The organism is Actinomyces israelii DSM 43320 (genome assembly GCF_000711965.1).
Classification (GTDB): domain Bacteria; phylum Actinomycetota; class Actinomycetes; order Actinomycetales; family Actinomycetaceae; genus Actinomyces; species Actinomyces israelii.
On record NZ_JONS01000025.1, the window covers coordinates 48,545 to 57,700 of the forward strand.

Here is a 9,156-nt window from a genome sequence, read left to right on the forward strand (position 1 = left end):
CCCCGCTCAGGTCCTGTCCGAGCCGGGTCCGGCTCCGGGTCGTCCCGCCCCGGGCTCGCGCGAGTCCCGGACCGCAGGCCGACAGCCTACCCCCGCGACTCCGCTCCTGTTCTCCGCGGCGCGAAGCACATACTATATTAGTGACCGACGGTCAGTCATCGATATTGGTACGTGGAGGAGCGTCGTATGGCACTGCACAGCCCGGACGCGGCCCCGCCGTCGGACGGCGTCCGAGAGCCCGGGTCGTGGAGGGCGGTGGCCGAGCTGCTGCGCCCCGTCCGCGGGCGCCTGGCGCTCGGGGCCGCCCTGGCGCTCGTCGGCTCGGCGTCGGGCCTGCTGCCGTATGCGGCCGTCGCCCAGATCGGCCGCGAGCTGCTGGGAGCACGCCGCGACGCCGTTGTGTGGGCGTGGGTGGCGGTCGGCGTCGCCGGCGCGGCCGGGCGCCTGGCGCTCATGGTGGCGGCGAACCTCATCACCCACTACGCCGACGCCGACCAGCAGCGCCTGCTGCGCACCCGGCTGGCCCGGCACGCCGCGGCCCTGCCGCTGGGCTGGTTCACGGGACGCGGCTCCGGTGAGCTGAAGAAGGCGATGGAGGACGACATCGAGGACATGCACCACATGGTCGCCCACGCCGTCCTCGACCTCGCCGGTGCGGTCGGGCTCCCCGCGGCCGCGCTCGTCTACCTGGTGGCGACCGACTGGCGCATGACCGCGCTCACCCTGGCGGCGCTCCCGGCCGCGGCCCTCGCGCTCGGCGCGGCGCACCGGACCATGCCGGTGCGCATGGCCGAGCTCACCCGGGCGCAGGTGGACCTGAACAATGCGGTCGTCGAGTACGTCGACGGCATCGAGGTCGTCAAGGCCTACGGCGGCGCGGGGCGGGCGCGCCGGCGGCTGGCCGACGCCGTCGACCGCCTGGGCGACTCGCTGGCGGCCTGGGTCGCCGAGGCGGGCCGCGCCATGTTCGCCTCCAGGATGCTGCTCTCCCCCGCCCTGGTCCTGCTGGTGGTCGCCGGGGCCGGCACCGGTCTCATCCTCGCCGGGGCGCTCGAGCCGGCGGACCTCCTGCCCTTCCTGCTGGTGGGCGTGGGCCTGCCCGCGCCATTCATGACGATCATCCAGGGCGCCCAGCAGCTGCGCAGGGGACGGGCCGCCGCCGCGCACCTGCTCGGTGTCCTCGCCGAGCCGCCCCTGCCCGCCCCGCGCGATCCGGCCGTGCCGGGCGCCCACGGCATCCGCTTCGAGGCGGTGACCTTCGGCTACGAGGGCGCCTCCCCCGTGCTGCGCGGGGTGGACCTGGAGTGCCCCGCCGGATCCGTCACCGCCGTCGTCGGGCCCTCCGGGTCCGGCAAGACCACGCTGAGCCTCCTGGTCCCGAGGTTCTTCGACGTCGACGCCGGGGCGGTGCGGATCGGCGGCGTCGACGTGCGCGACATCCCGCAGGAGCGGCTGCTGGCCCTGGTCGCGACCGTGTTCCAGGACGTCGTACTGGTGCGCGACACGGTCCGGGAGAACATCCGCCTGGGCCGCCCCGGCGCGAGCGACGCCGAGGTCGAGGCGGCCGCCCGCGCGGCCCGCGTGCACGAGACGATCATGGCGCTGCCGCAGGGCTACGACACGGTGGTGACCGGCCGCTCCGGGGCGCTCTCGGGCGGGCAGCGGCAGCGCATCACCATCGCCCGCGCCCTCCTCCAGGACGCCCCGATCGTGCTGCTGGACGAGGCGACCGCCCACGTCGACCCCGAGAACGAGCGCGCCGTCCAGGAGGCGCTGGGAGCCCTGACGCGCGGGCGCACGCTGGTGGTGATCGCGCACCGGCTGTACACGATCCGCCGAGCCGACCAGATCGTCGTGCTCGACGCCGGCCGGGTGGTCGAGCGCGGCACCCACGAGGAGCTCCTGGCCGCCGGCGACCGCTACCGGGACATGTGGGACGCCCAGGGCGGGGACGACGGCCAAGGCCAGGGCGGGGAGGACAGCGGCCGGGCCGGGAGGCGGGACCGGCGTCGGAATGGGCCCGCGCCCGGGTACCGGCGTCGGGGCGACGGCGAGCCCCGGAGCCGGCGTCGGACCCCGGGCGATCCCGCCCCGCACGACTGCGCTCCGGGCGGGGCCGACCGATCCGGGGCGGCCCGCCCCGGGCCCGCCGTGAGCGGGAGGGAGACAACCCGATGATCCGCCGCATCCTGAGGCTGTGGCCGCACCGCGGCCCGATCCGCGCACTCGCCGTGCGCTACGCGCTGGCCGGCGTCGGCCAGGGCGTCGTGCTGGTCATGCTCCTGCCGCTGCTGCGCGCCCTGCTGTCCGAGCCGGTCCGCACACGCCAGGCCGCGGGGTGGCTGCTCGCGATCGGGGCGGTCGGTGCCGCCCACCTGGCGGGCGTGTGGCGGGGGCACGCAGTCGGCTACCCGACCGCCAACCGGATTATGCGCGACCTGCAGCACGACCTCGGCGACCACCTCGGACGGCTCCCGCTCGGCTGGTACGTCGGCCGGGCGCCGGGGCGCATCGCCCGCGTGGTCGCACAGAGCGCGCCCTCGGCCGCCAGCGTCGTCTCCCTGCTGTGGCCCGAGCGGATCGCGGCCATCGCCACCCCCGCCACCATCGCGGTCGGCGTGCTCGCCGTCGACTGGCGGCTCGGCCTGGCCTTCGCGGCGGCCGTGCCCGCCGTCGGGCTCGTCATGCGCTGGGCGACGCCGGTCATCCGCGACACCCAGCGCCGGCTGGACGACGCCTCCGAGGAGGCCGCCGCCCGCGCCATCGAGTTCGCCCAGGCCCAGCCGGTCCTGCGCGCCACCGGGCGGGCCGGCGCCGGATTCGCCCCCATGGAGCACGCCCTGGACGAGCAGCGGCGGGCCTTCCGCCGCGCCCTCGCCCGGCAGAGCGCGCCGCAGTACGCCTACGTCGGCGTCGTCCAGGCCGGCTTCACCCTCATCATCGTCACCGGGGCCTGGCTGGCCACCCGCGGCGAGCTCGCCGTGCCCGACGCCGTCGCGGTGCTCGTGCTCGCCGCGCGCTTCATCGAGCCGCTCGTCCAGATCGCCGGCCTGTCAGGCGCGGTCCAGGCCGCCGACGTGGCCCTGGAGCGGGTGAGCGCCATCCTGGAGGCCCGGCCCCTGCCCGAGCCGTCGCCGCCGGGACGCGCCCCCGCCGGGCACGGTATCTCGCTGGAGGGCGTCGGCTTCGGCTACGAGGAGGCCCGCGTCCTTGACGACCTCACCGTCGCCATCCCCCAGGGCGGCCTGACCGCCGTCGTCGGGCCGTCCGGGTCCGGCAAGACCACGCTGCTCAGGCTCATCGCCCGGTTCTGGGACGTCGACGCCGGCTCCATCCGGATCGGGGGCGCCGACCTGCGCGAGATCCCTACGCCTGAGCTCATGCGCACGCTGGCCATCGCCTTCCAGGACGCCTACCTGCTGGACGGCACCATTGAGGACAACCTTCGCATCGCCGCCCCGGAGGCCACCGACGCGCAGCTGCGGCGGGCGGCGGCCGCCACCCGGCTCGACGAGGTCGTCGAGCGCCACCCCGACGGCTGGCGGGCCCGCACCGGCGAGGGCGGCGTCGCCCTGTCCGGCGGGGAGCGGCAGCGGGTGGCCCTCGCCCGCGCCCTGCTCAAGGACGCCCCGATCGTCCTGCTCGATGAGGCCACCTCCTCCCTCGACCCGCAGAACGAGGCCGCCGTCGGCGCGGGCGTGCGCGAGCTCGTCGCGGAGGGGCGGAGCGTGGTCGTCGTGGCGCACCGGATCGCGACCGTCCGGCACGCCGACCGCATCCTGTTCCTCGACGGCGGGCGCCTGGTCGAGGCCGGGGACCACGAGGCCCTGCTGGCGGCAGGAGGCCGCTACGCCGACTTCTGGCGCGAGCGCCGCGCGGCCGCCGGGTGGACCATCCGGCCGTGACGGGCGGTCTGCTTGGCCGGCCTGCTTAGCCGGCCCGCTTAGCCGGCCCCGCATCGTCGAGATAGACATTTTCGTACGAGGTAGACGGTGCCACCGCCGATCTCGTACGACAATGTCTATCTCGATGGGGTCTTCGAGCCGGCAGCCTCTGGGAGACCCGGCTGAGCATGGCGCCGGCATCGGGCTGAGTACCGCCCACGACGAGCAGCCCTCCCACCCGTCACGGGCGAAGCGGTGCAGGGCGGCCAGTGTCATGGCCCGCAGGTCAGTGCGGCATCGGCTGCGGTTGTCGGCCGCGCCGAGGCCTCGGGTGGCGCCCTTCGTTGAGCCCGAGCGTAATTCCGCTCCGAGAACGGTCCAAGGAGTCTGACAGGGCGCCCGACGGGCACCAGCCGGATGCCGGCCGGATGCCGACGTCCCGAAAAGTGATCATCCCACGCACCTTTAGTCCCCTGCCCCGCCCGACCTGCACCACAAAACCGCGGAATCACGCCGTTTCCCGTCGTACCCGATGACACCAATCGCCTTAAAGCTGCGTGGGATGATCACTTTTCCCCACCACCAGCGCCCCCAACCCCGGAGTCAGCCGCCTGGGAGCCGCCCGGCCGGGTGCGGACCAGGGATCCACTGGCGCTGGAACGAGCCCCAGGCGCGGGGGGTCGCCCGGCCGGACGGGGAGCAGGGACCGAGGCGAACCGGGGTCTCCGGATGCGGGCCGCCCGGCCGGGTGCGGGTGGAGCAAGCCGCCGGGACATGCCGCCGACGGCGGTGGCGGCGACTATGCTGGGGCGCGCCGCCCGGTCCGGGCCGTCCCGCGCACGACGGCATGCCCCTTTAGCTCAGTCGGTTAGAGCTGCGGACTTTTAATCCGAAGGTCGTGGGTTCGAGCCCCACAGGGGGCACCACAACCCCCCTACTCAAACCCTCGTCATGCAGCGCATGGTTGGGGTCTGTGTCGGGGGTCTGCAAGCACCTGCCCTTCAGGGCAGGTGCTTTGCGTTGTGGAGACTGGCCGTTGCCGCTGCTAGGTCCGTGGGGCCTGTGTTCCGGATCAGGTCCCTGGTCGGCGAGACACGTCTCTCGATCCGTGTCTGCCTCCCACATGTCAGAGTCAGTAGCAGGCGTCTCCCGGTCCGTGCCTAGCGCCTGCAGGCTGGTGATCTTCGTCTCGTGGCCTATGCCTGACTCCTGCTGGCCGATGCCCGGTGCGTCTTGGTCTGTACCTGGCGATGGCCGGTCGCTTATGGGCGCGCCTTGGTCAGTGGGTGTCTGTTGAGCGGTGGCATGGGCGTGCTGGGCGGCGGAGCGCAGGGCAGGGCTAGCTAGCTGGTCGAACAGCGGGGTGAGCAGTCCGAGGGCGCTGGTGGCGACGGCTGTGTCTTTGGCTAGGGGCAGCTTGGTCATGATGGCCGCGCTGTCGGTGGCGTGGGCCGGGTCTGGGTCGTCTGCTGCGTCTGGTGCCGTCGGTGGCTGCGTGGCTGTGGGGTTGAGCCTGTCTGGCGGGAAGATGACGTTGCCGCGGTGGTCTGTTTTGGGGTTGATCAGTATGCGGCTGAAGAAGACCTGGTTGAGCAGCTTCTTGAGGTGGTCGGGGGCGGCGATGTACATGCGGTGGCAGTCTTCGAGCAGGTCCAGGGCCTGCTGGAGGTGCTGGCGGACCTGGGCGGTGTTGGCCTGGTAGCCATCGAACTGGCACTGGATGGTGTGGAGTTCTCTGCTGATGCGGTCTTGCTCCTCCTTGAGCAGCTCCAGGGGGACGGCTCCGGCGTAGTGGGCCTGGAGCAGGCTGCGGCGCTGGTCCTCCAGCTGGGTGCGTCGGACTCGCAGGGCATGGTCAGCGACCCGCACCAATCGATGTGGATTTCAGAGTGTTCATGAACGCTAAACGTGGTTTATTTGCGTTCCCAGCATTCTTCTCATCGCTGGTATCATTTTTTGTTGTATGCTGCGTCATATATGGGAGTCGGCAGATGTCTCCTACGACTTCCACTAATGTCGATCAATGGTCCGACGTTCTATCGGTTGCAGCTCTAACCCCGGCGGTCGTTGCGACCTACCTTGCCTTAAATGAAGAACATGAGCAGGTGAGTATTGCTTTAGGCCTACGCCGCCTCCTTCTTGTCATGGGAATTGTGGCTTCATTATTTTATACCCTTACGGCAGCAGTGTTGCATAATCCTAGATCTGTTGTGTGGTTTGATAACATATCGATAGCTGTCGGTTTCTTCGAGTGGTCAATAGCCGTTTTCTTCTTGTCCGAAATAATGAGAATAGAAACATGGAGACATAGCTTTAGTAAGAGGCATCGCAAAGAACTTTTGATAATACTCGCCATTGGGGCGGTCATCATGTTAATAGCAGGGATGTGGATTCTAGTTGATATTCATTATGAAGTTCCACATGTATTATCGCTGCCCTGGCGGTGCATACTAGGAAGTATTGGGATGGCGGCGATTATTGTGATGGTTCTAGAAATTTTGAGGAAGGTTCAGAAATGCGATGCCGAGCAACTGTGATCATGAAGTATGTCATATTTGAGCTTTAATACCCTGAGGGTTGTTCACAGTCCGATCCCAACTGGTCTTGACCTGCTAAGATGCTTGCCGCAAGTAGCTCCATGAATAGGCTTCCCTACCTTGTGGAAGAATTAGACAGTTATTTATAGATTGGAGGATTCTATGAAGGTTATTCAGGGGGTGTGTATGGGGAATTAGTGGTTCGGCGTGTTGAATAGGTGACGGCTCGTTGATCTGAGAGAATCAAGATGCTAAAGAAAACCTCTCAGGAACGAGCCGTCATGGGTAAGGGTATCACAGGCCTGGACAGAACGCAGTTGAGTCGCCTGGTGGAACTGGTGGTACAAGATGCTGAGATCGCCTTGGCGCCAAGAATCCTCAACCCACTGGCCGCGGTGCGGGCGACGTTGATGTATTTGCGCACCAACACCTCCCAGGAGGCGATCGCCGACATCATGGGCGTGTCCCAGCCCACGATCTCGCGGACGATCAGCGTGGTCACCCGGATCATCGCCAGGGCCCTGGGGCCCGTGCTGGCGACCGTCGAGGAGGTCCCTCATGGGGGCGTGCACATCATCGACGGGACCCTCCTGCCGTGCTGGAGCTGGAAGGACCGGCCCGATCTGTGGTCGGGCAGGCACAGGCGCACCGGTATGAGCCTGCAGGTGCTGGTCAGCCTCACCGGGCACCTGCGGTGGGCCTCGGACCCCCTGCCCGGGGCCACCCACGACTCCAGGGCCATCACCACCTCCGGCGTGCTCGAGCAGATCGACCCCTCCTGCTGCATCGCCGATAAAGGCTACATCGGAACCGGGGTTGTCACCCTCTGTAAGAAATCTCCCAACGGCGAGTTCACCCAGGCCCAGAGACAGGTGAGCAAGGCCCTGGGCAGGATCCGTTACGTCGTGAAGAGAACCATCGCGCACATCAAAGCCTGGAAGATCCTGGCCCACGACTACAGGCGCCCCCTACACACCTTCAAAGAAACCATCACAGCCACACTAGTCCTTTACACCTACACCTGAATAACCTTCTATGTCCCCAGCCATATTCGGTGTTATAGGTGTTGTTCTCGGTGTCATCTGCACTGGGGTGGTTAACTATGTACTTGAGTGGCGGCAGCACAAGATTGAGTACCGCGCAGCAAATCGATTGGTCTGTAGCGATTTAAAGCGTTTCTTGGCTTTCGTGGAACCGGTGCGTCAATCTGGCGCATGGGGCAATGAACGGCGGCCGCTGTCGACTGAGGTCTGCCGCCAGTATGCAGAAGTCATGGCCAAGGCGTTGTCGCGAGCACGATGGGTGAAGTTCGAGGGAGCGATTCTGGGGATAGAACACTTAGAGCTGATCCGAAAGCAGTGCGAATCTGACAAGCGTAGCCTAAGCGAGGTTGAACTGGCTCATGTTGAGCGTATCGGCGATTTCGTTGAGGATACCGTAGAGGCGTTGGATGGCGTGTAGTACGGAGTATGATAATGCGTATCATCATCTTGCGCAGAAAAGCACCAACGCGATGTCCACGGAATAGCTATTCAAACTGTCTGCGACCATCCCTTGCATCTCGTATCGTTTTCGCTGCGGTCATGAATATGCTATAATCCCATCAATACCAGTTTAATAGCAGTCCGCGAAAGGAGGTGCTCGTGACGTCATCATCCACTCAGTCTGCTCATGAGTACCTTATCGTGCCCTCCCGTCAGGTCGAGATCCCTCCGACTACGCCAGAGCGCTATATCACCGGCATCTATGCTCTGAACGTCCAGGCGCCAGAGGGGACCAGTGGGGACTGGCATGATGTGTTTCATTGGCGCGAGGGCGTGGATGATCCCGACGAGGTGATGCTCGGTGGCAGTGCCGAAGTGGACACCAACCATATTTATGGCGACCTTGGTATCTACAATGGCAAGGACAGTCTGCTGGCTAAAGGTCTGGAGATACCTGGTCAGACGGCGTCGGTCTACGTGGCCAACCACTTCCGGGCCATCCTGGACATGGTCTATCACTCGCTGACCCATTACAGGCGGGTCTATAACCTAACCGGCGCCACCACGGACTGGCTTGACACCCCTGAGCAGCAGCAGTATGTACTGGAGCAGGCTACGCGAATGACGCCATTCCTGCCGCAGGAGTCTCAGCAGCACCTGGCTGACTGGGTCAGTAAGGAGCTGGCAGCGGCCTAGGCATGGGGGAGGAGGATCAACCTTCACTTCCACCTGCTGAGCGCTGGGACGTTGACCCGGCTCCCTTCGAAAAGATCCAGTTCACTCCGGAGCGGCAGCGCCACGTCAACCTGATGCGCCATGTCGCCCAAGAGATAACCACCCAGACCGGCAACAACCTGATCCTCAAGGGCGGCACCGGCCTGCTGCTGGCCTATGGTCTGCCGCGCTACTCAACCGACCTGGACTTCAGGGGGTCGGCGTAGTCGTGGGTGTGTTGGTGGGGGTGCGGCGCGGTTCCTGGGGTGACGATGGGTGTGTCCTACGCACCCTTTCGTCGTCAGGAGCCGCGCCGCTATGCCATCTTCCCCTATCAACATTGCTGGGCGCCAGCCGAGCCTGATGCAGGTCTTGTCCACCGTGCCCGATCCCAGGTGCGCCCGGGGAATGAGGCACCGGCTGGAGGTGATCCTGGCCGTGGCGGTGGGGGCCGTGCTGTCCGGAGCGCGCAGCCTGCTGGCCATCGGGCAGTGGGCCGCCGGCCTGGACGCCGAGGCGCGCACAAGGCTGGGCCTG

General features: G+C 67.0%; 9 protein-coding genes and 1 tRNA gene. All 10 read left to right on the forward strand.

Going from position 1 to position 9,156, the window contains the following annotated elements; genetic code table 11:
* The first annotated feature begins 186 nt into the window (after positions 1–186).
* Positions 187–2,178 (forward strand): ABC transporter ATP-binding protein, encoded by a 1,992-nt coding sequence (locus O145_RS09870; protein WP_084682526.1) that lies wholly within the window; start codon positions 187–189, stop codon positions 2,176–2,178.
* Positions 2,175–3,905 (forward strand): ABC transporter ATP-binding protein, encoded by a 1,731-nt coding sequence (locus tag O145_RS09875; protein WP_043562532.1) that lies wholly within the window; start codon positions 2,175–2,177, stop codon positions 3,903–3,905. The genes O145_RS09870 and O145_RS09875 overlap by 4 nt, the downstream gene beginning before the upstream one ends.
* Before the next feature lie 828 nt (positions 3,906–4,733).
* A tRNA-Lys gene (locus O145_RS09880) sits at positions 4,734–4,810 on the forward strand.
* 616 nt (positions 4,811–5,426) lie between these two features.
* On the forward strand, positions 5,427–5,783 hold the full coding sequence (locus O145_RS09885; protein ID WP_043562506.1) for a hypothetical protein: 357 nt from the start codon (positions 5,427–5,429) through the stop codon (positions 5,781–5,783).
* Positions 5,774–6,421 (forward strand): hypothetical protein, encoded by a 648-nt coding sequence (locus O145_RS18160; RefSeq protein WP_156966699.1) that lies wholly within the window; start codon positions 5,774–5,776, stop codon positions 6,419–6,421. Before O145_RS09885 ends, O145_RS18160 begins: the two co-directional genes overlap by 10 nt.
* A gap of 281 nt (positions 6,422–6,702) precedes the next feature.
* Positions 6,703–7,446 carry a transposase family protein gene (locus O145_RS09890; protein WP_229118489.1) on the forward strand — a complete coding sequence of 248 codons (744 nt, stop codon included), beginning with the start codon at positions 6,703–6,705 and terminating at the stop codon, positions 7,444–7,446.
* 10 nt (positions 7,447–7,456) lie between these two features.
* Positions 7,457–7,882 carry a hypothetical protein gene (locus O145_RS18165; RefSeq protein WP_156966700.1) on the forward strand — a complete coding sequence of 142 codons (426 nt, stop codon included), beginning with the start codon at positions 7,457–7,459 and terminating at the stop codon, positions 7,880–7,882.
* A 182-nt stretch (positions 7,883–8,064) separates the two neighbouring features.
* Positions 8,065–8,601 carry a hypothetical protein gene (locus tag O145_RS09895; RefSeq protein ID WP_043562507.1) on the forward strand — a complete coding sequence of 179 codons (537 nt, stop codon included), beginning with the start codon at positions 8,065–8,067 and terminating at the stop codon, positions 8,599–8,601.
* 2 nt (positions 8,602–8,603) lie between these two features.
* A complete protein-coding gene (locus tag O145_RS19200; protein WP_043562508.1) occupies positions 8,604–8,846 on the forward strand; it encodes a nucleotidyl transferase AbiEii/AbiGii toxin family protein in 243 nt (80 codons plus the stop codon).
* Between the two features lie 91 nt (positions 8,847–8,937).
* Positions 8,938–9,156 (forward strand): transposase family protein (locus O145_RS18170; protein WP_169740340.1); only part of this gene is annotated, 219 nt, incomplete at its 3' end.